Origin of the sequence: Variovorax sp. VRV01 (assembly GCF_014852545.1) — a bacterium.
GTDB classification, from domain to species: domain Bacteria; phylum Pseudomonadota; class Gammaproteobacteria; order Burkholderiales; family Burkholderiaceae_C; genus Variovorax; species Variovorax beijingensis_A.
Map to the genome: position 1 here is coordinate 25,167 of NZ_JACVBS010000032.1, position 23,554 is coordinate 48,720.

General features: G+C 64.6%; 19 protein-coding genes, 1 tRNA gene and 1 pseudogene. 8 read left to right on the forward strand and 13 right to left on the reverse strand.

Annotated elements, in window-relative coordinates; all coding sequences use genetic code 11:
- Nucleotides 1–4: 4 nt before the first annotated feature.
- The 5 genes from IB278_RS32180 to rutA are packed head-to-tail and all read right to left on the reverse strand — an operon-like array spanning nucleotide 5 to nucleotide 3,714.
- Nucleotides 5–604 (reverse strand): malonic semialdehyde reductase, encoded by a 600-nt coding sequence (locus IB278_RS32180; RefSeq protein WP_145739707.1) that lies wholly within the window; start codon nucleotides 602–604, stop codon nucleotides 5–7.
- Entirely contained in the window at nucleotides 601–1,401 is an 801-nt protein-coding gene (gene rutD / locus IB278_RS32185) for a pyrimidine utilization protein D (RefSeq protein WP_192328229.1), read from the reverse strand. The genes IB278_RS32180 and rutD overlap by 4 nt, the downstream gene beginning before the upstream one ends.
- A gap of 2 nt (nucleotides 1,402–1,403) precedes the next feature.
- Nucleotides 1,404–1,796, reverse strand: a complete 393-nt coding sequence (gene rutC, locus IB278_RS32190) for a pyrimidine utilization protein C (protein WP_145739711.1) — start codon at nucleotides 1,794–1,796, stop codon at nucleotides 1,404–1,406.
- A gap of 33 nt (nucleotides 1,797–1,829) precedes the next feature.
- Nucleotides 1,830–2,588, reverse strand: a complete 759-nt coding sequence (gene rutB, locus IB278_RS32195) for a pyrimidine utilization protein B (RefSeq protein WP_261380205.1) — start codon at nucleotides 2,586–2,588, stop codon at nucleotides 1,830–1,832.
- A gap of 13 nt (nucleotides 2,589–2,601) precedes the next feature.
- Complete coding sequence (gene rutA / locus IB278_RS32200) at nucleotides 2,602–3,714, reverse strand: pyrimidine utilization protein A (protein ID WP_192328232.1); 1,113 nt, start codon at nucleotides 3,712–3,714, stop codon at nucleotides 2,602–2,604.
- 218 nt (nucleotides 3,715–3,932) lie between these two features.
- Between rutA and IB278_RS32205 the strand changes: the two genes are divergently transcribed.
- Genes IB278_RS32205 through IB278_RS32215 form a run of 3 tightly spaced genes read left to right on the forward strand, consistent with a single transcriptional unit; the run spans nucleotide 3,933 to nucleotide 6,002 of the window.
- Nucleotides 3,933–4,385 carry a YybH family protein gene (locus IB278_RS32205; protein ID WP_145739714.1) on the forward strand — a complete coding sequence of 151 codons (453 nt, stop codon included), beginning with the start codon at nucleotides 3,933–3,935 and terminating at the stop codon, nucleotides 4,383–4,385.
- A gap of 49 nt (nucleotides 4,386–4,434) precedes the next feature.
- Nucleotides 4,435–5,445 carry a YheT family hydrolase gene (locus tag IB278_RS32210; protein ID WP_192328275.1) on the forward strand — a complete coding sequence of 337 codons (1,011 nt, stop codon included), beginning with the start codon at nucleotides 4,435–4,437 and terminating at the stop codon, nucleotides 5,443–5,445.
- 5 nt (nucleotides 5,446–5,450) lie between these two features.
- Nucleotides 5,451–6,002, forward strand: a complete 552-nt coding sequence (locus tag IB278_RS32215; protein WP_145739718.1) for a DUF2946 family protein — start codon at nucleotides 5,451–5,453, stop codon at nucleotides 6,000–6,002.
- Nucleotides 6,003–6,069: 67 nt separating this feature from the next.
- Here the strand turns inward: IB278_RS32215 and IB278_RS32220 are convergent, their stop codons facing one another.
- From IB278_RS32220 to IB278_RS32235, 4 genes are all read right to left on the reverse strand, one after another.
- Entirely contained in the window at nucleotides 6,070–6,678 is a 609-nt protein-coding gene (locus IB278_RS32220; protein WP_145739720.1) for a c-type cytochrome, read from the reverse strand.
- Nucleotides 6,679–6,794: 116 nt separating this feature from the next.
- Complete coding sequence (locus tag IB278_RS32225) at nucleotides 6,795–8,219, reverse strand: efflux transporter outer membrane subunit (protein ID WP_192328235.1); 1,425 nt, start codon at nucleotides 8,217–8,219, stop codon at nucleotides 6,795–6,797.
- Complete coding sequence (locus tag IB278_RS32230; RefSeq protein WP_145739724.1) at nucleotides 8,212–11,376, reverse strand: efflux RND transporter permease subunit; 3,165 nt, start codon at nucleotides 11,374–11,376, stop codon at nucleotides 8,212–8,214. The genes IB278_RS32225 and IB278_RS32230 overlap by 8 nt, the downstream gene beginning before the upstream one ends.
- A gap of 16 nt (nucleotides 11,377–11,392) precedes the next feature.
- Complete coding sequence (locus tag IB278_RS32235) at nucleotides 11,393–12,682, reverse strand: efflux RND transporter periplasmic adaptor subunit (RefSeq protein ID WP_192328238.1); 1,290 nt, start codon at nucleotides 12,680–12,682, stop codon at nucleotides 11,393–11,395.
- Nucleotides 12,683–12,858: 176 nt separating this feature from the next.
- Here IB278_RS32235 and IB278_RS32240 point away from each other — a divergent pair, with 176 nt between their 5' ends.
- Together IB278_RS32240 and IB278_RS32245 are read left to right on the forward strand one after the other, a co-directional pair.
- On the forward strand, nucleotides 12,859–13,533 hold the full coding sequence (locus IB278_RS32240; protein ID WP_192328241.1) for a TetR family transcriptional regulator: 675 nt from the start codon (nucleotides 12,859–12,861) through the stop codon (nucleotides 13,531–13,533).
- A gap of 43 nt (nucleotides 13,534–13,576) precedes the next feature.
- Nucleotides 13,577–13,651: transfer RNA gene (locus IB278_RS32245), tRNA-Arg, on the forward strand.
- Nucleotides 13,652–13,818: 167 nt separating this feature from the next.
- On the opposite strand, the pseudogene IB278_RS32250 reads toward IB278_RS32245, so the two are convergent.
- A pseudogene (locus IB278_RS32250) lies at nucleotides 13,819–13,935 on the reverse strand (IS66 family transposase); the annotation flags it as partial.
- Between the two features lie 628 nt (nucleotides 13,936–14,563).
- On the opposite strand from IB278_RS32250, the gene IB278_RS32260 reads away from it, so the two are divergent.
- Entirely contained in the window at nucleotides 14,564–15,136 is a 573-nt protein-coding gene (locus IB278_RS32260) for a helix-turn-helix domain-containing protein (RefSeq protein ID WP_192328247.1), read from the forward strand.
- 388 nt (nucleotides 15,137–15,524) lie between these two features.
- On the opposite strand, the gene IB278_RS32265 is transcribed toward IB278_RS32260, so the two are convergent.
- A complete protein-coding gene (locus IB278_RS32265) occupies nucleotides 15,525–17,831 on the reverse strand; it encodes an ATP-binding protein (RefSeq protein WP_192328250.1) in 2,307 nt (768 codons plus the stop codon).
- Nucleotides 17,832–19,358 (reverse strand): metallophosphoesterase family protein, encoded by a 1,527-nt coding sequence (locus tag IB278_RS32270; RefSeq protein WP_192328253.1) that lies wholly within the window; start codon nucleotides 19,356–19,358, stop codon nucleotides 17,832–17,834.
- A 746-nt stretch (nucleotides 19,359–20,104) separates the two neighbouring features.
- Between IB278_RS32270 and IB278_RS32275 the strand changes: the two genes are divergently transcribed.
- Nucleotides 20,105–20,743, forward strand: coding sequence for a hypothetical protein (locus IB278_RS32275; RefSeq protein WP_192328255.1), 639 nt, complete (start codon nucleotides 20,105–20,107; stop codon nucleotides 20,741–20,743).
- Between the two features lie 267 nt (nucleotides 20,744–21,010).
- Here the strand turns inward: IB278_RS32275 and IB278_RS32280 are convergent, their stop codons facing one another.
- The gene (locus IB278_RS32280) at nucleotides 21,011–22,096 is read right to left on the reverse strand and encodes a hypothetical protein (RefSeq protein WP_192328257.1); all 1,086 of its coding nucleotides are present in this window, start codon (nucleotides 22,094–22,096) and stop codon (nucleotides 21,011–21,013) included.
- Nucleotides 22,097–22,130: 34 nt separating this feature from the next.
- Here IB278_RS32280 and IB278_RS32285 point away from each other — a divergent pair, with 34 nt between their 5' ends.
- Complete coding sequence (locus tag IB278_RS32285) at nucleotides 22,131–23,012, forward strand: competence protein CoiA family protein (protein WP_192328260.1); 882 nt, start codon at nucleotides 22,131–22,133, stop codon at nucleotides 23,010–23,012.
- Nucleotides 23,013–23,554: the final 542 nt, after the last annotated feature.

A 23,554-nucleotide genomic window follows, 5' to 3' on the forward strand; every position in this document is an offset into this window, starting at 1 on the left:
GGATTCAGGCGAGGAGGCAGGCTTCGTCGAAGCCCAGCCGCGGCAGGCGGCCGAACACCTTGGCCGGATCGCCATGGCCGAGGTTGATCAGGAAGTTGACGCTCCAGTCGGTGCCCTCGAAAAACGCGGCGTCGACCTTCGCCTTGTCGAAGCCCGACATCGGTCCGGCGTCGAGGCCCACCGCGCGCGCGGCCAGCAGCAGGTAGGCTGCCTGCAGGCTGGCGTTGCGAAAGGCGGTTTCGTGCGCGGCCTCGGGGCTGCCGGTGAACCAGCTGCGCGCGTCGGCATGCGGGAACAGCATGGGCAGCTTGTCGTAGAACTTGCGGTCCCATGCCGCAATCACCGTGACGGGCGCGGCCATGGTCTTGTCGAGGTTGCCCTTGGAAAGCGCCGGCGCGAGCCGCTGCTTGCCTTCGGGCGTGCGAACGAACACGAAGCGCGCGGGCGAGCAGTTGGCCGAGGTCGGGCCCATGCAGGCCAGCGCGTAGATCTGCCGGATCTGCGCGTCGGTCACGGGCTCGGCGGTCCAGCCGTTGTGGCTGCGCGCCTCGGTAAAAAGAAGCGCCAGTGCGGCGTCGTCGAGAGCAGGTTTCATCATGGTCATGCGGGAACACCGGGTGCGCTGACCCGGGCGAGAAAGTCGAGCAGGCTGCGGTTGAAGGCGGCGGCCTCGGTCACGCTGTGCGCGTGGCCACCGTGCGGCATGAAGTGGAGCGTCACGTCCTTGAGGCCATCGGCCAGACGCTGCGAGCAGGTCCATGGCACCAGGGCGTCGTCCATGGCGGCGGCCACCAGCGAGGGCATGGTGATGTCGCCAAGGCGCGCGTCGATGTCGAAGGCGCGCAGCGCACCGATGCGTGCGCGCATGTTGGCTTCGCCCGGGAAATGCGCAAACGCATGGTCGACCTCATCGGCCACGCGCTGCGCATGTTCCGCGCACCAGGCCGCGGGGTACAGGAAGATCGGCTGCGCCTCGACATACGCGCGCGGTCCGCAGGCATCGAGCAGCGCGAGCCGCGCATCGAAGCAGCGCGCCGAGTGCGGATTGGGCTTCGACCACGCATTGACCAGCACCAGGCTCGCCACGCGCGAGGGCTCGTCGAGCGCCAGCTGCAGGCCCACGAGCCCGCCCAGCGCATGGCCCACCAGGTGGCAGCGCGGCGTGGCCGTGGCGTCGAGAATCTGCACCACGTCGCGCGCCATGTCGGCAATGGCGTAGCCCGCGTCCAGCGCCGCGGGGCTGCGGCCCGTGCCGCGCTGGTCGTACGCAATCACGCGATGGCCCGCTTCGAGCAGCGCGCCAAGCTGCGGCTGCCAGAAGGCGGCCGAACCGCCGAGGCCCGACGACAGCAGCACCGCCTCGCCATCGGCCGGCCCGTGCACTTCATAGTGCAGCGGCATGCTCAGGCCTTGTTGCCGACGTGGGCGATCGAGGCGATCTCGACCAGCGCATCGGGCTTCACCAGGCCGCACTGGATGCAGTAGCGCGCGGGCTTGGTGCCCGGAAAGAACTCGGCGTACACCGCGTTGACCTTCGCGTAGTCGGCCCAGTCCTTGATCATGATCATGTTGAAGGTCACGTCGTCCATGGTGCCGCCGGCCGTCGCGATCACGCGCTGGATCGTCTCGAGCACGTGGCGCGTCTGCGCCGAGGCGTCGCCCACATGGACCACGTTGTTGTCCTTGTCGAAGGGCAGCGTGCCCGACACGTAGACGACGCCGTCGGCCATGGTGCCGGGCACGAAGGGAGCGATCGGCGTGGTGGTTCCGGCGGGGATGATGGCTTGCTTGGGCATGGGATTTCCTTGCTGTGGGTTGAACGATGGGAGTCAGGCGGCGGCAGGCGCGAAGCTGCGCACGAAGTCGTCGACGGTGGAGACCCAGCCGAAGAAGGTCTCCACGTTGTAGACCGAGGCCTTCTGGATGGCCGCACCGCCGAGCTCGTGCGTCGCGTCTTCCAGCATCACGGCGAAGTATTCGAGGTGGAAGGCATCGCGCAGCGTCGACTCCACGCACACGTTGGTCGCGATGCCGGTGAACACCAGGTGGCGGATGCCGCGCGCGCGCAGCGTGCTGTCGAGCGTGCTGTTGAAGAAGCCGCTGTAGCGCGTCTTGGGCACCACGATGTCGCCGGGCTGCGGCTTCATCTCGGCAATGAGCTCGTAGTCCCAGCCGCCCCTGGCGAGGAACTTGCCCTGCAGCTCGGGCTTCGCGCGCATGGTCTTGAGCGCGTTCGACTTGTGCCAGTTGGGCGAGCCCGGTCCGCCGGCTTCGACATACGCGGCGTCCCAGCCGTTCTGCAGGAACACCACCAGCATGCCGGCCGCGCGCGCCGCCGCGATGGTGCGCGCGATGTTGGCAATGGTGCCCTGCGCGCCGGAAATATCGAAGCCGGCCGAATCGACATAGCCACCGATCGACGCATAGGCGTTCTGCATGTCGACCACGATCAGCGCCGAGTCGGTGGCATGCAGCGCGAGCGGTTCGGGCCGCGCGGGCAGCACCCGCGGTGCGGGAGCGCCGGGCAGGCGCGGCGCACCGACCGGGGTGTTCGATGTGAGGGTGGTGTTGCGTGCGGGAGTGCTCACGTGACGCTCCTGCTCAGGCCGCAAGGCGCTCGGCTTCGGCCTGCGACGGCACGGGGCTCTGCACGTGCGCGCGGCTTTTCATCAGCGGCTGGATGCGTTCGCCGAAGGCCTCCACGCCCTGCACGAAGTCGTCGAAGGTCAGCAGCACGCCCTCGGTGCCCGGCACCTCGGCCATTTCGTCGAGCAGGCGCGCGACGGTGGCGTAGGAGCCGACCAGCGTGCCCATGTTGATGTTGACGGCCGAGGTCGGGTCGGCCATCTGGCGCACATTGGTGTCGGCGCCGGACTTGGTGTCGGCCGCGCCCTGCTGGCCCAGCCAGGCAATGGCCTCGTGGTCGGCGCCGGCCTTGTAGTGCTCCCACTTGGCGCGCGCGGCCTCGTCGGTTTCGTCGGCAATCACCATCATCAGCACGTAGGTGGTGACGTGGCGGCCGGTCTTGCGCGTGGCCTCGATGAGCTTCTCGGCCGCGGGCGCGAAGGCCTTGGGCGTGTTCACGCCCTTGCCGAAGCAGAAGTTGTAGTCGGCGTACTTGGCCGAGAAGTCCATGCCCGCATCGCTCTGGCCCGCGCAGATCACCTTCATGTCGGCCTTCGGTTGCGGGCTCAGGCGGCAGTCGTCCATCTTGAAATGCTCGCCCTTGAAGTCCGACCGGCCGCTGCCCCAGAGGTCGCGCAGCACCTGGATGTATTCCGAGAGGTACTGGTAGCGCGTGCCGAAGAACTGGTCACCGGGCCACATGCCCATCTGCGAATACTCGGGCCGCTGCCAGCCGGTGACGAGGTTCAGGCCGAAGCGTCCGTTGGAGATGGAATCGATGGTCGACGCCATGCGCGCGACGATGGCCGGCGGCATCACCAGCGAGGCAGCCGTGGCAAAGAGCTTGATCTTCGTGGTGACCGCAGCGAGCCCGGCCATCAGCGTGAACGACTCGAGGTTGTGGTCCCAGAACTCGGTCTTGCCGCCGAAGCCGCGCAGCTTGATCATCGAAAGCACGAAGTCCACGCCGTAGCGTTCGGCTTTCAGCGTGATCTCCTTGTTGAGCTCGAAGCTGGGCTTGTACTGCGGCGCGTTTTCCGAGAGCAGCCAGCCGTTGTTGCCGATGGGAATGAAGATGCCGACGTTCATGCAAAAAGCTCCTGTTGCGAGGTCGCAAAGCCCTAAGCATGGCCCGTGCCAATTGGAAAATCTCTTTTAAATCAATGACTTGAGAGTTTCCAGATGTTGTGTTTTGACCATTTGGTCCAAAGTGGAGCAGGCGAACCGCCCGCGCTGCGGCAACGCGGTGCGCCGCAAGGCCAAAGCGGTGCAGCCCCATGTCACCGATCGCGCGGCAAAATCACCCCATGCCCAAGACCCCACTCCGCGCCGCCGCGGCCATCGGCGGCACTGCCGACGACATCGAAGCCGCCTTCTACGAAGCGCTGCAGCGCGGCGACATCGATGCCCTGATGGCCTGCTGGGCCGACGAGGACGAGGTGTTCTGCGTGCATCCCGGCGGCCCGCGGCTGGTGGGTGCCACCGCGATCCGCGCGGCCTTCGAGCAGATGTTCGGCAACGGCGCCATCCATGCGACGCCGGCGCGCGTGCGCAAGATCGAATCATTGGCGAGCGCGGTGCACAACGTGCTCGAGCGCATCGAGGTGCTCACGGCCGAAGGCCCCAAGCATGCCTTCGTGCTGGCCACCAACGTCTATCACAAGACCGTCGAAGGGTGGCGCCTGGTGGCGCACCACGCGAGCCCCGGCAGCGCGCGCGAGCCCAGCGACCTGAACGAGCTGCCCCAGACCCTGCACTGAAGCGATGTCCGCCGACGCGCCTTATTCTTCATCCGCCCTGCATGCGTCGATGGGCTACATGGCGCCGCGCTGGCTGCCGGGCGGCAACCTGCAGACCATCTGGCCGGCGCTCTATGCGCGCCGCTTCGAGGGGCCTGCGCCCGCCTACCGCCGCGAGCGCTGGACCGCGCCCGACGGCGACTTCATCGACGTCGACTTCGTCGATGCGGACCTGCCCGGCCCGCGGCCGCTGCTGGTGCTGTTCCACGGGCTGGAGGGTTCCTCCCGCAGCCACTATGCGGAGGCGTTCGCGGCCTTTGCCGCCGCGCAGGGCATGGCCTTCGCGGTGCCGCATTTCCGCGGCTGCAGCGGCGAGATGAACCTGGCGCCGCGCGCCTACCACTCGGGCGACTACGAAGAGATCGGCTGGATCCTGCAGCGCATGCACGACCAGCACGCGCGCCAGGGCGGAGGCCCGGTGCTGGCGGCGGGCGTCTCGCTCGGCGGCAATGCGCTGCTGCGCTGGGCCTGCGAGGCTGGCGACACGGCCCGTGATGTGGTCAACGCGGTGGCTTCGGTGTCCGCGCCGCTCGACCTGGCGGCCGGCGGCGCAGCCATCGGCCGCGGCTTCAACCGGCTGGTCTACACGCGCATGTTCCTCTCGACCATGAAGCCCAAGGCGCTCGCCAAGCTGGCGCAGTTTCCCGGCCTGTTCGACCGCGAGCGGCTGCTTGCGGCGCGCGACCTCTACGCCTTCGACGACGTGTTCACCGCGCCGCTGCACGGCTTTCGCAACACCGACGACTACTGGGCCCGCGGCTCGTCCAAGCCGCACCTGCGCGCGATCCGCGTGCCCACGCTGGTGGTCAATGCGCTCAACGACCCGTTCATCCCGGCCAGCAGCCTGCCCGGCCCCGGCGAGGTCGGCCCGCACGTCACGCTGTGGCAGCCCGCGCACGGCGGCCACGTGGGCTTTCCGCTCGGGCCGCCGCCCGGCCACGTGCTCGGCATGCCGGAGCGCGTGGGCGGCTGGCTGGCCGGGTTTGCACCATCCACTGCGCCGCAGGCGCGCGCAAAATAGCTTCCATGGACGACATCGTCAAACAGGCGCTCGCCAAGTGGCCCAACGTGCCGCATTGCTACGGCTGGCTTGGCCTGGACGCGCGCGGCAACTGGTACATGCGCGACGACCGCACCCAGGCCGAAGGCGCCTTCCCCGTGGCCAAGGGCTCGATGCTGCGGCACGAGAAGCTGATCGACTTCATCCAGCGCAACTACGACCACGACGACGAAGGCCAGTGGTTCTTCCAGAACGGTCCGCAGCGCGTGTATGTCGAGCTGGAGGCCGCGCCCTTCGTCTGGCGCATTGCCGATGGCGCGGGCTTTGCCGTCACGGCCCACACCGGGCAGGCGGCGGGCGGCATTTCGGCCTGCCTGCTCGACGAGCAGGGCCGCCTCTTCCTGGCCGCGCCCCTCGGGCTCGGGCTGGTCCATACGCAGGACGTGGGCCTGGCCGCCGACGCGGTGGAGCAGGGCCTGTGGACCCCCGAGCCGGTGCAAGCGGCCGATCTGCCGCAGCGCTTCGGCCATGTGCTGAGCCCGGCGGGGCGCCGGCTCATCGCGCTATCAAAAGAGTAGCTGCAGCTTGCAGCGCCCATGAAAAAGCCGGCTCGAAGCCGGCTTTGTCTTTGGGGGCGTGGCTCGCTTACTTGCTGGCGGCCGCCGCGGGCGCCGAAGCCGCGCCATCGGCGGGAGCCGCTGCCGCTGCGGGACGCTCGGGCACTGCGAACTTGGCGCCGCCGGCATTGGCCATGTAGACCACGGCACGGCCGATTTCGAGGTCTTCGAAGTCGCCGCCGCCCTGGGCCGGCATCGCGCCCTTGCCATGCAGCGCATGGTCGAGCAGCGTTTCGTAGCCCTGGCCGATGCGCGGGCCCCAGGCTGCAGCGTCCCCGTAGTGCGGGGCGCCGGGAATGCCGGGAGACGCGTGGCAGGCCGCGCACTGCGCCTTGAAGACGGCCTCGCCGGCTGCCAGCGGGCGGTTGGCATCGCGGATCTCGATGGCGCCGACCTTCTTGAGCCGCTCGGCCACTTCGCGGTCGCGCGCATCTTTCGACACGCCGTACAGCGACATGTTGTCGCCCTCGGCCGTGCCCGCGGGCTTGTTGCCCGACACCACATAGGCCACAAGGCCCACGATGATCAGGATGGGTGCTACGAAGGAGAAAAATACCGCGAGCAGCAGTTGCTTCGGGTTCTTGATCGGGCCGGTGTGGGCTTCTTCTGTGGCCTGGTAATGCGGGTCTGCGCTCATTGGCGTCCTCAATTAACGGGGGCTCGTCGGGGGGCTTTTTCGAATCAACCGGCGATTATAGAGAGGCCCTCCGCCCAAAGGACGGAAGGCCTCTTCGAGTCCGTCGCGCGAAAGCCTCAGCCCTTGCTGCCCGGCGTGGCCCAGCCGCCGCCCAGCGTCTTGTAGAGCGTGACCTGGTTCTGCAGCTGCAGGAGCCGCGTGGTGACCGCCGATTGCTGCGCCGTGTACAGCGAGCGCTGCGCATCGAGCAGGTCGAGCGCGCTGGCAATCCCGTTGCGGTAGCGCATGTCCGAGAGCCGGAAGCGCACGGCCTCCGCATCGGCCTGCGCGCGCTGCGCACGCACCTGCTCGCCCAGCGTGGCGCGGCCCGCCAGCGCATCGGCCACTTCGCGGAACGCGGTCTGGATCGACTTCTCGTACTGCGCCACGGCAATCTCGCGCCCGGCCTTGGCCGAGTCGAGCGTGGCCCGGTTGCGGCCCGCGTCGAAGATCGGCAGCGTGACCGACGGCGCGAACGACCAGGCCTTGGAGCCGCGGTCGAACAGGCCCGAGAACTCGCTGCTCGCGGTGCCCAGCGTGGTGGTCAGCGAGACGCGCGGGAAGAAGTTGGCGCGTGCCGCGCCGATGTTGGCGTTGGCCGCAATCAGCTGCTGCTCGGCAGCGCGGATGTCGGGCCGCTCCGTCAGCAGGTCGGAGGGCAGGCCCGCCGGCACGTCGGGCATCGGCTTGACGCTGTCCAGGCCCTTGATGCCGCCCGCTGTGGCGTCGGCCGGAACCGGCGCACCCAGCAGCAGGGCGAGCGCGTTCTCGTCCTGCATGCGCGTGCGCTGCTGCTGCGCATACGAGGCGCGCGCGGTTTCGGCCAGCGAGTTCGCGGCCTGGAAGTCGAGCTCCGACGACACGCCGTTGTCGAAGCGCATCTTGGTCAGGCGCACCGACTCCTCACGCGTGACCAGCGTCTGGCGCGTGAGTTCGAGCAGCTCGTCGTCGGCAATCAGCGTGAGCCAGCCGGTGGCCACCGCGGCGATCAGGCTCACCTGCGCGGCCTTGCGCGATTCCTCGGTGGCCAGGTATTGCGCCAGCGCCTGGTCCTTCAGCGCACGGACGCGGCCGAAGAAGTCGATCTCCCAGGCGGTCACGCCCAGGTTCACGCTGTACTGCGACGACACGCTGCCCGCGCTGCTGTCGAAGGCCTGGTACGGGTTGGGGCTCGAGCGCGAGCCGCTGCCCGTGAGGCCCAGCGCCGGGAACAGCGCCGCGCGCTCGATCTGGAACTGCGCGCGCGCCTGCTCGATGTTGAGCACCGACACGCGCAGGTCGCGGTTGTTTTCCAGCGCGGTGCGGATCAGCCCGTTCAGCCGCGGATCGGTGAAGAAGTCTTCCCACGGCACGGCCGCCGCGGCCGGGCCGGCCGGCTGCGCCGGGTCGCCCGGAAAGGTGGTGGGCACCGGCGCCGCCGGGCGTTCGTAGGTCGGAATCAGCGAGCAGCCGGCCAGCAGCATTGCCGCGGCCAGGGCTGTGGGAATCAGTTTCTTAGTCATGTGCTTTTTCTTCCGTGATGCCGGCTGCTTCCGCGTGCCGCTTGTCGGCCTCGTGCTGGCGCGCGCTGCCCTTGAACAGGCTGCGCACCACCACGAAGAACACCGGCACGAAGATCACGGCCAGCGCCGTACCCGTCACCATGCCGCCGAGCACGCCCGTGCCGATGGCGCGCTGGCTGGCCGAGCCGGCACCCGAGGCGAGCACCAGCGGCACCACGCCCAGGCCGAAGGCCAGCGAGGTCATGATGATCGGGCGGAACCGCAGGTGGGCCGCGGCCAATGCCGACTCGACGATGCCCCGGCCCTGCGCCTGCAGGTCCTTCGCAAACTCGATGATCAGAATCGCGTTCTTCGCCGACAGGCCGATGATGGTGATCAGCCCCACCTGGAAGTACACGTCGTTCGAGTAGGCCCGCAGCATCGTCGCCAGCAGCACGCCCAGCACGCCCAGCGGCACCACCAGGATCACCGACAGCGGGATCGACCAGCTCTCGTACAGCGCGGCCAGGCACAGGAACACCGCCAGGATCGCAAAGCCATACAGGATGATGGCCTGCGAACCCGCGAGCTTTTCTTCGCGCGACTGGCCCGTCCATTCGAAGCCGAAGCCCTGCGGCAGCTGCCCGGCGAGCTTTTCCATCTCGGCCATGGCGGCACCCGTGCTGTAGCCCGCGGCGGCGTCGCCGCTGATGCGGATGGCCGGGTAGCCGTTGTAGCGCACCGTCTGCGTCGCGCCCTTGACCCACTTGGTGGTCGCAAAGGCCGACAGCGGCACCGGCTGGCCCTTGGTGTTGCTCGCGTTCAGCTGCAGCAGGTCGTCCGGCTGCATGCGCGCCGGCGCATCGGCCTGCACCACCACGCGCTGCAGGCGGCCGCGGTTCGGAAAGTCGTTGATGTAGCTCGAACCCAGGCCCGTCGACAGCGTGGCATTGATCGCGTCGAAGGTCACGCCCAGTGCGTTGGCCTTGTCGCGGTCGATGTCGATCTGCAGCTGCGGCGCGTCTTCCAGGCCGTCGGGGCGCACCTGCGACAGGATCTTGCTCTGCCCGGCCATGCCCAGCAGCTGGTTGCGTGCGTTGATCAGCGCCTCGTGGCCTGCGCCCGAGCGGTCCTGCAGCCGGAAGCTGAAGCCGCTGGCATTGCCCAGTTCAGGAATGGGCGGCGGGCTCAGCGGATAGATGAACGCGTCGCGGATGCCCGAGAGCGCACCGAAGGCACGGCCCGCCAGCGCGCTGGCCGAATGGGCCGGGTCCTTGCGTTCTTCCCAGTCCTTCAGCGTCACGAAGGCAAGGCCCGCGTTCTGCCCCTGGCCCGAGAAGCTGAAGCCCATCACGCCCACCATGCTCTGCACTTCGGGCTGCTTCAGGATGAAGCCCTCGACCTGCTGCATGACCGACAGCGCACGCTCCTGCGTCGCGCCCGGGGGCAGCTGCACGTTCACGATGATGTTGCCCTGGTCTTCCGCCGGCAGGAACGAGCTCGGCAGCCGCAGGTAGGTGAACACCACCGCGCCGATGATCGCCACGTAGATGATCAGGTAGCGCGCGGCGCGGCGCAGGATGCGCGCGACCACGCTTTCATAGCCCTTGGCCGTGCGCGTGAAGCCGCGGTTGAACCAGCCGAAGAAGCCGGTCTTCTCGTGGTGGTGGCCGGCTTCCACCGGCTTGAGCAGCGTGGCGCACAGCGCCGGCGTGAGCGACAGTGCCATGAAGGCCGAGAAGGCGATCGAGGTCACCATCACCGCCGAGAACTGGCGGTAGATGTTGCCCGTGGAGCCCGCGAAGAACGCCAGCGGCACGAACACCGAGATCAGCACCACCGTCACACCGATGATGGCGCCCGAGATCTGCTTCATCGCCTTGCGCGTGGCTTCGAGCGGCGACAGCCCCTCCTCGCTCATGATGCGCTCGACGTTCTCCACCACCACGATGGCGTCGTCCACCACGATGCCGATCACCAGCACCATGCCGAACATGGTCAGCACGTTGATCGAGAAGCCCATGGCGAGCAGCATGGCAAAGGTGCCCAGGAGCGCAATCGGCACCACGATGGTCGGGATGATCGTGTAGCGCCAGTTCTGCAGGAACAGGAACATCACCACGAACACCAGCGCAATCGCTTCGAGCAGCGTCTTGACCACTTCGGTGATGGAAATCTGCACGAAGCGCGAGCTGTCGTACGGAATGGTCCACTTCACGCCCTGCGGGAAGAAGCGCTCCAGCTCCGTCATCTTGGCGCGGATCGCCTTGGCCGACTGCAGCGCGTTGCCGTTGGGCGTGGGCTGCACGCCAATGCCCACCGCGGGCACGCCGTTCAGGCGCGCCGAGGTGGCATACGACTGCCCGCCCAGCTCCACCCGCGCCACGTCCTTCAGCCGCACGGTCGAGCCGTCTGTGTTGGCGCGCAGCACGATCTCCTTGAACTGGTCGACATTGGCCAGCTGGCCGTTCACCACCACCGTGGCCGCAATCGCCTGGCCGGGGATGTTGGGCAGGTCGCCCAGCGTGCCCGAGGACACCTGCGCGTTCTGCGCGCGGATCGCGTTGTTCACGTCCGTGGCCGACAGGTTGTAGCCCTGCAGCTTGGCCGGATCGATCCAGATGCGCATCGCGTTCTCGGTGCCGAACAGCTGCGCCTGGCCCACGCCCACCACGCGCTGCAGCTCCGGCACGATGTTGCGCGCGGCATAGTCGCCTAGCGCCACTGGGTCGAAGTTCGGGTTGTCCGAAGACAGCATCGCGAACAGCAGGAAGTTGTTGCGCGACTTGTCCACGCGCACGCCCTGCTGCGTCACCGCCGCCGGCAGGCGCGGCGTGGCGCGCGAGAGCCGGTTCTGCACGTCCACCTGCGCAAGGTCGGGGTTGGTGCCGGCCTCGAAGCTGATGGTGATGGTGCCCGTGCCGTCGGCCTGGGCCACCGATTCCATGTAGATCAGGCCCGGCGAGCCGTTCATTTCACGCTCGATCACGGACAGCACGCTGTCCTCCAGCGTCTGGGCCGAGGCGCCCGGGTAGGCAACGTTGATCACGATGGCCGGCGGAGCCACCGGCGGATACTGCGAGATCGGCAGCTGGGTGATGGCGACACTGCCCCCCACCAGGATGAACAGCGCGATCACCCAGGCGAAGATCGGTCGGTCGATAAAGAATTTGGCCATGCGGGCGCGCTCCTGATTACTTCTTCTCGGCCGTGGCAGGCGCCGGACCGCTCGCTGGCGCCGCCGCGGCAGACGCCGCCGGCGCAGCCGGTTGTGCCGCGCCGTTGGGCGCGGGCTTCTTCCATGGCACCGCCTTCACCGGCGTGCCGGGCGGCATCATCTGCAGCTTCTGGAAGCCGTCGACCATCACCTGCTCGCCCGCCTTCAGGCCATCGAGCACCACCCACTGGTTGTCCTTGGCGGCGCTGATCTTCACCGTGCGCTGGCTGATCTTGCCGTCCGCGCTCACCACCGACACCGTGTCGCCCTGCTGCGTGCGCGTGACCGCCTGCTGGGGAATCGTGATCGCGTTGGTGGCCTGCGCCTGCTCCAGCCGCACGCGCACGTACAGGCCCGGCAGCAGCTCGCCCTTCGGGTTGGGCACCTCGGCGCGCAGCGTGACCTGGCCGGTGGTCGAATCCACCGTCAGGTCGGAGAACAGCAGCTTGCCGGGCAGCGCGTACTCGGTGCCGTCTTCCAGCACCACCGTCACGCTGGCCGCCTCTTCGCCGCTCGCGCGCTTGTATTGGCCCGCAGCCAGTGCGCGGCGCAGCTTCAGCACCTCGGAGGCCGACTGCGTGAAGTTCACGTACACCGGGTTGATCTGCTGCACCACGGCCAGCTCGGTCGCGTCGCCCTGGCCCACCAGCGCACCCTCGGTCACCAGCGCTCGGCCGATGCGGCCCGAAATGGGGGAGGTCACGTCGGCATAGCCGAGGTTGATCTTGGCCGTCTGCACCGCGGCGCGGCCCGCGGCCACGTCGGCCTCGGCGGATTTTTGCGAAGCCACCGCGTTCGCGTATTCCTGCTTGCTCACCGCATTGGCCTCGACCAGCGGCTTGTAGCGGTCGGCCAGTGCCTTGGCCTGCACCGCGTTGGCCTCGGCGCGCGCCAGCGTGGCCTGCGCGTTCTGCGCGGCCGCCACCAGCGGTGCCGGGTCGATGCGGAACAGCAGCTGACCGGCCTTCACGTCGCTGCCTTCGCGGAACTCGCGCTTCAGCAGGATGCCCGAGGCCCGGGCGCGAACCTGCGCCACGCGCGAGGCTTCGAGCCGGCCCGGCAGCTCGGTCACCAGGCCCACGTCGCCCGGTGTGGCAACCACCACCCCCACCTCTGGCGCGGGGCGGGCGCCGCCGCCGGCACCGCCGCCCGGGCCGGCCGGCGCATCGGCCTTGGAACAGGCCGCGAGCGCCAACACCACAGCAGCGGCCACGATCGCGAGGCGCGGCGAAAACGACGAATGACGCGAAACATGCAGGAGAGGCATGCGAATCCTTTGAAGCAAAGACGGGAGATGGCGCGTTCGCGGAGCGAACAGAAAGCCAGCATAAACAGCCGGGCCATCGGGGAAGCCCGGTAGTTTACATACATTCATGGATGTATAGTGACAGCATCGAATGGCCCCACGAATCGGAAAGGGCTTGGCTTTACAAATTGGGAGACTTGGTGGCACGTCGTACGAAGGAAGAGGCACTGGCCACGCGGAATCGCTTGCTCGATGCCGCGGAGCTGCTGTTTCAGGCGCAAGGCGTCTCGCAGACCACGCTGCAGCAGATTGCGCAGCAGGCCGGAGCCACGCGCGGCGCCATCTATTGGCACTTCAAGGACAAGGCCGCCCTCTTCAACGCGATGATGGAGCGCGTCATCCTCCCGCTGGAGGCCGGCCCCCGGGCCGCCGCCGTGGCTGCGGGCCCCGACGACGACCCCCTGGCCGAAATAGAGGAGGGCATGGTGCACGCCCTCACCCTCATGACCACCGACCCCCAGGTGCGCCGCGTGTTCGACGTGGCCACCCACAAGGTCGAATACACCCACGACATGGCCTCGGTGCAGCAGCGCCACCTGAGCGCGCGCAACGCCTGCGTGAGCGATTTCGAAAAAGCCCTGCGCCTGGCCGCGCGGCGCGACCGCATCAAGCTGCCCGTGCCCGGCGACGTGGCGGCCCAGGGCCTGCACGCGCTGATCAGCGGGCTCATCCAGAACTGGCTGCTCGACCCCACCGCCTTCGACCTGGTGCCCACCGGCCGGCGCACCTTCAACGTTTACCTGGCCGGACTGGGCTTTTCGCGGAACTTGGCGGCGGGCATCGGAAACGAAGCTGAAGAAGTCGCCGCCTGATGGGCGATAATGCGTGGCTCCGGTTCTGCCGGAGCCCAGATTCCTCGCTGTATTTCAACGGATAGAATTCGGCCCTCCGAAGGCTGAGATCCAGGTTCGATTCCTGGCGGCGGGACCAGATATGAAGCCGGACACTTTCAAAAAGGTGTCCGGCTTTTTTTGCTTTCTCGTCTAGGGGCGCTTTTCCAACCCCCTCTTCATTTTTGACGCGGTGTCGGATGCCGTGCGCCAGGGAGCGCATCGAGTTTGGGCTTAGGGGCGCAACGATGGCGAAGGGCCCCCGAAACCAGGCCGACCGAAGATCGTTTCCTGCCTGTACAGCGGCAAGCGATCCGAGTGCTTGGCCACCAGCACGTGGGCCAGCAGGCCGGCCGTGGGGATGCCCTTGTCGATGATCTCGGCTGAAAGAATCTGCGCCTCGCGGACGCTGGCATCCTCCAGCCCAAACTTCTTATTTGATGCTGCGAGTCTTGCCTCGGGGCAACGAGTTTGGTGAGAACGCAGTCAATCCGAGACTTTCGACTTCTCCTGCCACCAACTCTTGGAGTTTGCGGACTTCTTCGGACGACGGCGAACTTGCGTAGGCGAGCGTGAGCACAGTCAACGGGTGCAGGCCCAGAACCCGAACCAGAGCATCGATCTTCGTGAGCGTGGGGACGTTCACGCCTCTCTCAAGAATGCTGACATAGGTCCGAGATGAGACTGTGTCGAAGGCCTCCTGCGGGATGCCTACCGCGACCCGCGCAGTCCGAAAGGCACGCGGAAAGTTGGGTGGCGGAATAGGAGGAGCGCGGCGGCTTGGCACCGCCTGATTGCCACATATAGAATGGCATAGAGCTACAAAGTATATGACGAGTTATTGTGTGTCGCACTCGTTCCCAGATGCTTTGCACAAGGTGCTAACCGACCATTCTCATGTGCGAGATTCAAGATGGCCCGTAGAGAGCTTGCTTCGCCGCTGCCAACTGCTCGACCTCTGCGGTTGCCGGTCTCGGTGACGCGTGCCCGGCCGCGGCAGCCCGCACCTGTCGTGCGCAGCCTGTCTGCGGCTCGCATCGGTGCGCAGGTGAGGGCGCTGCGCATGGCGGCCGAGGTGTCCGGCGGCGAACTGGCCAGGACCTCGGGGATTTCTGCCTCGATGCTTTCTCGCATCGAGCGCGGGCTGGTCTCGCCTTCGGTGGAAACCCTGGAGCGTCTCGCGAATGGTCTGGGTGTGCCGGCGTCGCGCTTCTTCAGTGATCAGGCGCGGCGCACTGACTTTTGCCATGTGCGTGCAGGCCATGGTGTCTTGGTCGATCGCATCGGCGCGGTGGCGGACTACCGCTACGAGCTGCTGGGTCACCTCCTGTCGGGCAACCTGTTCGTCGAGCCCTATCTGGTCACGTTGCTGCCTGGCGCCGATCCCTATGTGACCTTCCAGCACCCGGGCCTCAAGTTCCTGTACTTCCTGTCCGGGGAGGTCAGCTACCGTTACGGCGGCAGGACGGTGGAGGTGAGGGCAGGGGACTCGCTGCTGTTCGATGCGACGGCGCTCCATGGGATTGAGGCCATTCGGACCCAGCCGGTCTCTTACCTCTCAGTGGTATTCACGCTGCGAGAGTAGGCTTGTTCTTGGCGGCACTGCCGCGCAGCGGGCGACGCGGATGCCCATTCGATGGTTCCCCCCGAGTCTGCTAGCCGATTTCACTCCCCTCTGTACACCGCCGCCGTTTGCTTGGCAAGACGCGCCGACCTCAGCCGTGTAGCAGCCTTCGGGTATGCCTGCTTCAGACTGGTTGCGGTCAGTCGGCGTGGCCCGCCAAATGTCTCCTGTGCACCGCAATCGAGCCGTCTGAGCGCATCGATCCGCCTTTCCCATCGAGTTGAGGGAGCCGCAGCATGCGCGCGCCGGACTGCAACTGTCCCAATCGGCCTCGTAACCACCTGAGAAGCATCATCCCAGACGGCTGCAGCCGCTATATTGCCGTCAAGCTGAAGGTTCGCAAGCGCCGCTACTTATGGAGTAGCCGGTCGAATCGAACGTAGAACTCGATTGGATCGGTCGCAACCGTGAAGCACTCGACAAGTGCTGCTGGGATGGGGACGAAGATCCTGTTCTTCGTGACAATGGTCGTTGTGATCAAAGGCGTGCCGCCAGCAGCCCCCGCCGATCTCGCTCCGCGCAACTCGATGTCGTAGTACAGATTCTCAGCGGAATGCGACAGGCCGAATAGAAACACGATTCGTCTGCCCGCCCACGCGACTTGCGTTGAATGCGGGAAGGTAAAGAACTCCTTCTCAAGCTGGAACAGTCTGTCAGAGAGCGCAAGGAACACTCGATGATTGTTGAGCTGCGGAATCTCCCGGCCGGTCGTCAACAGCCGTTCCCTGAGTTCGGTATCAGTTCGAAGTATGGGAGAACCAGGCTCGGGCGCCGAGATAACACGAACCGCCTGAGGTTGGACTGCAGCATTGACAACGTCATTCAACGTGTTCTCGACAGTGCCGACCGCGTCACTACTCACCCGCTGAGTGTGACCGGCGCTAACGCGCGCCGCGGCGTTGAGCACCTCAGTGAACTGAACATGACCGGCGAGATATTCAGCTAGCAACGGCTCAAGTTCGCCCTTGTCATCGACTTCCAGCCGATAGAGTTCACGCCGCCTTGCGAGTGTCTTCTGCAAGGCATCGAGCCCGGCTCTTTGGGACGATGGGACGAATGCTTTGATGCGCTCGTAAATGTGCACGCGCACAAAGTCCCTCGTCATGCCGTCCGCCACCTCCGGCGTGGATGCAATGACCTGGATGACGGCCTGAACCGCGCTCCAAGTCCTCGAGATCTTGAGCGTCAACTTCTCAGCAGTCATGTCCGTCAGCATCGGTACACCGTGACTGAGCTTGACCCATTGAATATCAATGTCGTCAATCAGATAGTCGACTCTCAGAACCCTTGCGATTGCCAGAATGAGCGTCACTTCGTCGAACGACAAGTCTCTAGGAGCGTAAGTTTCCAAAATACTTACATCGTTCGGTACCTCTGGCAATCGAAGAACGTCTCTCAGGTAGCGCTGCTGGACTTCGCGCCGAGGATTCGTCTGACTCACGCGGATCAAAGGGGAGTCTTCGCTGGCGAAGGCATTGATTTGATCCGCATCAGTCCCCGTGTACCAGTGGAGCTCTACTCCTGGATGATTATCTCGAAGCTTTCCCAGCTCCATCCGCTGATCCCCTGGGTTCAGCTGAACGCTCACACGATCAGCCCACTCGATCCGTCCGATCTGAAGGACGTATTGCTGAAACGATTGGAGGGTGTCAGCCAGATCGGTGTCTTTAAGTGCTTCCGTGAGAGCAAATTCAATCGGCGAGATCAGTTGAGTCGCCTCTTGGATTGACTCGCGAGTGAGGGCTTCGCGCCCCGCGGTAGGCAGAAGAAAGGGCAGATCAGCGAAGCCTCCCAACTGGTAGTGACTCGGGAGCGGAATTGGTGCGAGACCGAATCTCGATCGGAGCCCCATCACTTGACCGGCTCCGTTCCTCAGCCACGCTCCACCAGGACTCGCCTTTCCGTCAATCACGAGCTTGTCGACAATGACCGCCACCTGATTACCATCAGCGAGCACGCATGCCTCGAAAGCAAATCGTTCTGCATTGAGTTGCTTTGTGTCGAGGACTCTCCAATTCGCTCCGATACCCACGGCAGACCTGACGTCTTGTTGGCTAAGCAATTCTCCGTTGAGCAATACGGGAACCGTAAGGAACCGAACGAACGGTGCTAGGTAGTTCCGCAAAGCCTGGACGTTGATAGGCGACGCTGGGCTGATCTGTGCGGTGAGCTTTGTTCCAACTTCAATGGACGAATCAATATTTTCTAGCGAGATGCAATCCTGACCGATGGACAACTGATTCTTAAGCGCGAAGGTACGGATGCCTCTCGCCTGATCGATCGCACGAGTGTCGATCTGCAAACGATCACAGACACCGAAGTTGGCCATTGCGCCGATGCCAAAAGTTCCGATGACACCTGCTGCGCGAGCGGCATCGTTGTTCTTGCCTGAAGATCCAGCACGCCAGAAGTTCTCTCGCAGAACTTCTTCGGTCATGCCGATGCCTTGGTCTGAGATCTCGATCTGGTCGGACTGTGCTGTGATGACGATCTGATACTCGGACGGAGACTTTTGCTCTCTGTTTGCGCGCATGAGAACAGCGTCGTACGCATTCTGCACGTTCTCTCGCGCCATCGCGTAGGGGGAATCGTAGATCTGCTTGGAAAGGATCTCCAAAACGCGGGACGTGTCGACTTGGAATGCAATTTGTGTCATTTAGCGGTCTCCTCCCAGCCGTGCGCGAGCTTGGTCAACGCTTTGCCGAACAGCGGCATCCTGATTCATGGTGACGGTTTCAGATTCGATCAGCGCACGCAGCTGTGGTCGATGGCCAAGCTGATATTGCGCTTCCATCAAGGCAATGAGTTCAGCGTCCGACTGCGGAGGGCTGCAAAGCCGCTCGATGTCTTCCCACTTGTCGAGTTCAAGGAGCGCCTCTATGGCGACCCGACGGGCGAGGGGGCTCGATAGATATGGCTGAACGAGTTCAATCGCAGGCTGTGCCTTGCCGCTTCTTAACAGCCTGACGGCTTCACTCGCCGCTTCAAGCGCGAGCTTTTCATTGACGACTACCTGCGCTTCCTGAACGGGCTCATCACTATCGTTTTGGACAGGCGGCACCTTCCCGGAAGCTGGAAGCGTTCGACTTGGTGAAATCGTCAACTCGAAAGAAATCGATGAACCTCCAAACTCCGGAACGTTTGCTGCTCCCCAAACAGGCGACCTGAAATCAGAGTTTTTCATGTCTCGAACGTGCAGCGAGCATTGACCCGTGGCCGCGTCGACACAGACAAGGTTATAGGCACGCATGCGGCCCGACGGGAGGGTGCGGGGCCCTCCGCATAGCGTTCCTGCGCTGATCACCGCGAGTGCTTTCTCTTTGTCGGCGGTGAAGCGATGCTCGATGAACTGGGGTCGGTGCTGATGGCCGTGAAAACCCAGTGCGAAGCCTCCATCCATCAGGCTCTGCAGAAATTCTGCCTCGACATAGTCCGAATCCTTCGGACCTCCGGCGAGGTTGTGATGCCACACGGCGATCGGCATGCGTCCGAGGCGAACCAGGTTAGCGACCTCGCGAGTCGCGCCGGCAATGCAATCAGGGTGGATTCTGCCGCATCGATTGAAAAGGTCGTTGTCGCAGCAGCTCGACAGTCCCGCTACGACGACGCCCAGCTCGGGGAAGTCATGCAACGCGAGTTGTCGAGACGGCTCCAGCGAAAAGCTGCGGCGGCTCTGGTAGAACGTGTCGTAGAACGTAGAGAAGGGCCTCAGTCGTTCCGCGTATTGACCCCGATCCGAAATCCTGCGGAGAGAAAAGTCAGACCAGACCCACCTCCAAAGCGACTCATCTTCTCCAAGCTGCCTCGCAATCAGATTGCGCCGGTCTCCGTCTGCTGGAATGACCTCCGGAACCGTGCTTCTAAGGACATGAGGGTGGCTGATGTCGTGGTTGCCCGGTACTATGACGATGCGATCCCGATTGCCCGAGAAAAATAGATCTGAGAGGCGAACTAGAAAGTCATGCGCCTCGTCATACTGCGCCTTCAACGCGGCGTCGCTACTCGGATCATCCTTTGTCACACCGTAGACGATGTCGCCGCTGACGATCGCAATGTCTGGCTGGGAGAGACCTTCGGCAATATAGCGGTCACGGTCAAGGCGCAGGGACTCGAGAAGCGAACTGGTGGTGAGCCCACTGCCGGAGTCACGATGGAGATCGGAGATATGCAGAAATGTGACCATACCTAGCCTGCCGGCCAAATGAATTACCTATGTGCGCCGCAGGAGGGTAGCAGATCCTGTGCGTCAGTACGGCGTGGAATTGGGGCGAATGCGGTGACTCTTGGTCCACGGCCGGCGATCAAAACGACCTGGCGTTGAGGTACGCTCAAGGCAATCAAAGATCCGACATTTGTGTTTCGGGAACAGTGCCGTTTCCGCTGATGGCGTTCAGGGCGGTTACGTAGCCGGTCTTGATCTACACGAACAGCGGGTCACCAGTTGGTCCGGCGTACCTTCTAAGTCTAGGCGGCGCTTCAGCAGGATGATGGCGTCTACACCGTCATCGTTGCTTGCTGAGACCACTTCCACGCCGCAACCCCAGACACACGGCCCATCTTCGTTGAGAGGTGAAAGGGAATGACTGGTCTGGCCGATAGTACCCATCCGCACAAGACCGAGGGATGTCGGCAACCGCTGCGTAGCAGCCTTCGTGGACGGCCGTCGGATCCTGCCAATCATGCATGTCCAAGGGTGATCACTCCTTGAAACCCGCTGCTTAAATGAGCAGCAGGGTAGGTCGAACACTTGGCTCATTTTACTTTGGTACTACCCGCAGAACTGGCTCAATTTCCCGCTGGCGCCACACCGCTCGTGCAACCAGATGTGCTGCGCAGCCCGTATGGGTTCATCCCAGCCCGACGAATCGGTCGCTTCGCGCTGAGCCGAGAATGCCCTCAGCTATCCTTCGGTGCCAGGAGGTGCAAGAGATGGCTTGGCAATGGATTTGGAGTATTTTCGGGGGCGGCGCTGTCGCGGCTGTCCTGCTGTCCATCGCTGGCTTCCTTGGTAGGGCCCAACTGGCGCATTGGCTGAACAAGGACATTGAAGCCATCAAGGCGAGGCATCAGTATGACTTGGCTAATCAGCTCGCGGAGTCTCAGCGCGCGCTTGAGACACACAAGGTGGGATTGATCGCGGAGGCGGAGCGCGCGCGAGCATCCCAGGACGTGCGCAAATCGATTGCTTTGATGATGGCTGAAAAGAAGTTCAACGCTCTAAACCGCATGCACGCGGCCGTGCAGAACTTCGCATCGGAAGTGCTGCTGTTGCTCCAATCTTCATCCCCAATGCGCAACTGCACCGATTTGGATCAGGCCGACCTGCGGGCGCGCGAGCTTCGCCAAGCGATGCGCGACGCCTCAGTGTTCTTCACGCCAGACGAAATGGACTCGTTCTACCGACTCCACAACCGGGCTCAAGGGGCGATCGCGTCTGCACGCATGAACGAACACCGGTTGCCGGACAAATCTGTAGAAGCCCAAGAGCAATCACTGCTGCCAGCTCAACTGGCGGTAAACGAGATCATGGTTCGACGGTTGCGCGCGATGTTGTCGATGGACGACTAGCGACAGCTTGTCGGACAAATAGGCCCTAGCCGTGAAACTGGTACCCATCAAGGCTCGTGACGATGCACCACACTCTCGCTGCGAACAGGTCATATGGCAAGCGCCGATCGCTGGGGAAGTCGCTGGAAGGGGGCTTGCAGTTCGCTGGCGGCGAACTGCCCCTTTCCTGTCGTTTGCGCCGCTCGAGTCGTGGCGGCGCAATGGCAGCAATGTGGCCGAGACCGTACGCTCGGCAAAGCAGTCCCCGTTCGCCCTGTTCGGAGCGATCTACCGTAGTGCCGCCGTGCCCCGCCTAGTAACCCGGTCAAAGGTGAAAACGTGCTCCTGGGGCGCCTCGACGCAGCAGCCGAAAAGGCGCCGCCGCTCGTGACCTGCGCCGTAGCGCAGCTCCACTGCTGCCGCGCAGACGGGACAGGTGGCGCTGTAGCGCACTAGGCCGATAATGCGCGCGTCGCCCAGCTTGAAGCTCTCGAGCTGCGCTGGTGGCTCGTTCCAGCCCACCAGCACATCTGCGGCGGGTACGATCCGATCGGCCAGCAGCCACCAGAGCTGGCGAACGATGTCCCACAGGAGCCAGCCCATCCCCGCTGCGACAACGAAGAATGCCAGGTCGGCCGTCGTCACAGGCCGCTTCACAAACAGCATCAGCCAGACAGTCGCCACCAGAAGCGCAAGGCAGCTCATGGGCGCAAGAACAGTGCCTGCGAACAGAAGGCCGCGCAGCGATTTGGTTTTAAACGAACCGCTTCCAAACAGCGGGCGCGCAATCCAAGATGGCCTGACGGTGCCGGCGGCGGCATAGGTGTACTCGATCTGGAGGCTGGCGGGGGCCGCAATTCCGGTCTTTACCGAACTCTCTGGCTCAAGCCAGTCCACACGGTCAGCTTCGCCGGCGGTTTGCAGCCCGATCGGTTCCTCGGCAGGCGCCAGCGTGTAGGGCACAAGTGACCACTGCGCTCGGTGGTGACCCGTTGTTGAACGCTTTCGTACACCGATCGCGTGCTCGAAGCCCCGCTGCGCGAAGAACGCTTCGCGGTCCGCCGCCCGGCTGACGAGGTACTGCTCAAGCCTGGCGTTCTTGACTTTCATCTTGGCGGAATCGAAGTCGACGAGTTCAGCCGGCCAGCAAGCCTGCACCAAGTCCTCCGCATTGAATTCCATTTGCTCCTCAGAGTCCGGCAGGTGCGCGACCTTGGCCGACTCGACAGCAAGGGCGCGAAGCAGCGCCAGGGCGTTGCTCTGATCGCGCTGGACCGCGAGCCACTCCTGGAAGCAGGGCAGTAGGTTCGCGACCGACGGCAACCGGTTTGCAACCGGTTCTGGACTGGTAGGCACCCCTTCGTCTCTCAACACTTGGATTCTCCTCAACTCAGCACATGGAATCCCTATGTTGGCATTGTTTGCAGTTCATTCCTCCAACCGCTTCATCCACGTGACAGAGGCCGAACGCGGTTTGGCGTGCGACTGTCGCTGCGCAGTGTGCGGCGAGCCGATGATCGCTCGTCAGGGCGACGTGCGGGAGCACCACTTCGCGCACACTTCAAACGACGAGCCCTGCGCGTCGAGCTACGAATCCGATCTGCACCGCTTCGCCAAGCGGGTGATCGTCGAAGCCAACGGCTTAGTGGTGCCGGTTAACGCGGCCGCGGCGAGTGTCCTCGGCTTGGGCGATGACGATGAGCTGCGCATCCTGCTGGCGTGCACTGGCATCGAGGAAGAGGTGGCCGTCGGAGATCGACGCCCGGACCTGCTGGCAGCCACGACGGACGGCGCCAGCGTTGCTATCGAAATTGCCTATTCCTCGTTCTGCGACGCCCGCAAGCGCCACGATTATGAGGACATGCACTTGCCCGCCCTGGAGATCGACTTGCGGACCTTCACTCCCAACACGTTCGACGTCGCGCGCGTCAAGCACGCACTGCTTGAGGACGTCGCCTGCAAGAGTTGGCTTTGGCCCGTGCGCTCGAAGGTTGCCGAGCCGATCCCGGAGCCGCCGGACGTGCCGGCATCCGTGCCGGCACTGCAGCGCCAGTTCCTGCCCGAGGAGATCATCACCGTCCGCGGCCGCTGGATCTCGATCAAAGAGTTGCCGAGCGGCGACATCGCAGTCAAGGCGGTGCGTTACGACCCCGACGTGGTCGCTTTGGTGCGCACTGTTGCGCGCCAGCACTTTGGGCGGTACCACAGCACCTACTTTAGTTGGGTGATTCCGCGCTTTCGAGCGGATGCGGCCCGGGCCCAGCTGCGTGCAATCGCCGCAGGGGTCTAGCCTCTGGCAGGCGTAGAGGACAGCTGGCCAAGCCGCGGCGACCTGGCGGTCCCGACTGGCTGCCGTTGATCGACGCGGATGACGCAAATGGTGGTGCTGAGGCCGTTGCAGGCGGTCAGTCGGCGCGAGCCTTCGACTGCTTCGCAGCGGAGACGGTTCTCGGAGCCTTCCAGCGAGCTACTGTTTCACACTGAACGCAGTCCTGTGACTCACTCGGTCGATGGCGGCTGTCGGCCGAGGCCGTGTGGAAACGGCTTTGACTAGCGAGTATGCCGAACCCGCGCCCATGTGGGCGTCCTCGGCGCACCGAGTCATCCGGTGGTCCCGTTGCACAAACGCGCGGGTGTTTCGATCGAGCGTGGCTGCGCAAGCTGCAAAGGGCACTTGAAGAGGCTCACGCCCCCACCAGCCTGACCGCCTTCATCGTTCTGGCAATACCGAGGATCGCGATCACCCGCTTCAGGTTGTATGCCAACACGTGCAGGCTCATTTCGGTGCTCACGTGCGGCAGCGTCTTGGTGAGGAAGTGGGTTGAGCCCATC

What these genes read in the sequence shown, in the direction of transcription:
- IB278_RS32180 (WP_145739707.1), bottom strand. Translation starts at nt 604, where the DNA reads ATGACCATGATGAAACCTGCTCTCGACGACGCCGCACTGGCGCTTCTT.
- rutD (WP_192328229.1), bottom strand. Translation starts at nt 1,401, where the DNA reads ATGCCGCTGCACTATGAAGTGCACGGGCCGGCCGATGGCGAGGCGGTG.
- rutC (WP_145739711.1), bottom strand. Translation starts at nt 1,796, where the DNA reads ATGCCCAAGCAAGCCATCATCCCCGCCGGAACCACCACGCCGATCGCT.
- rutA (WP_192328232.1), bottom strand. Translation starts at nt 3,714, where the DNA reads ATGAACGTCGGCATCTTCATTCCCATCGGCAACAACGGCTGGCTGCTC.
- IB278_RS32205 (WP_145739714.1), top strand. Translation starts at nt 3,933, where the DNA reads ATGCCCAAGACCCCACTCCGCGCCGCCGCGGCCATCGGCGGCACTGCC.
- IB278_RS32210 (WP_192328275.1), top strand. Translation starts at nt 4,435, where the DNA reads ATGGGCTACATGGCGCCGCGCTGGCTGCCGGGCGGCAACCTGCAGACC.
- IB278_RS32215 (WP_145739718.1), top strand. Translation starts at nt 5,451, where the DNA reads ATGGACGACATCGTCAAACAGGCGCTCGCCAAGTGGCCCAACGTGCCG.
- IB278_RS32220 (WP_145739720.1), bottom strand. Translation starts at nt 6,678, where the DNA reads ATGAGCGCAGACCCGCATTACCAGGCCACAGAAGAAGCCCACACCGGC.
- IB278_RS32225 (WP_192328235.1), bottom strand. Translation starts at nt 8,219, where the DNA reads ATGACTAAGAAACTGATTCCCACAGCCCTGGCCGCGGCAATGCTGCTG.
- IB278_RS32230 (WP_145739724.1), bottom strand. Translation starts at nt 11,376, where the DNA reads ATGGCCAAATTCTTTATCGACCGACCGATCTTCGCCTGGGTGATCGCG.
- IB278_RS32235 (WP_192328238.1), bottom strand. Translation starts at nt 12,682, where the DNA reads ATGCCTCTCCTGCATGTTTCGCGTCATTCGTCGTTTTCGCCGCGCCTC.
- IB278_RS32265 (WP_192328250.1), bottom strand. Translation starts at nt 17,831, where the DNA reads ATGACACAAATTGCATTCCAAGTCGACACGTCCCGCGTTTTGGAGATC.
- IB278_RS32270 (WP_192328253.1), bottom strand. Translation starts at nt 19,358, where the DNA reads ATGGTCACATTTCTGCATATCTCCGATCTCCATCGTGACTCCGGCAGT.
- IB278_RS32275 (WP_192328255.1), top strand. Translation starts at nt 20,105, where the DNA reads ATGGCTTGGCAATGGATTTGGAGTATTTTCGGGGGCGGCGCTGTCGCG.
- IB278_RS32285 (WP_192328260.1), top strand. Translation starts at nt 22,131, where the DNA reads ATGTTGGCATTGTTTGCAGTTCATTCCTCCAACCGCTTCATCCACGTG.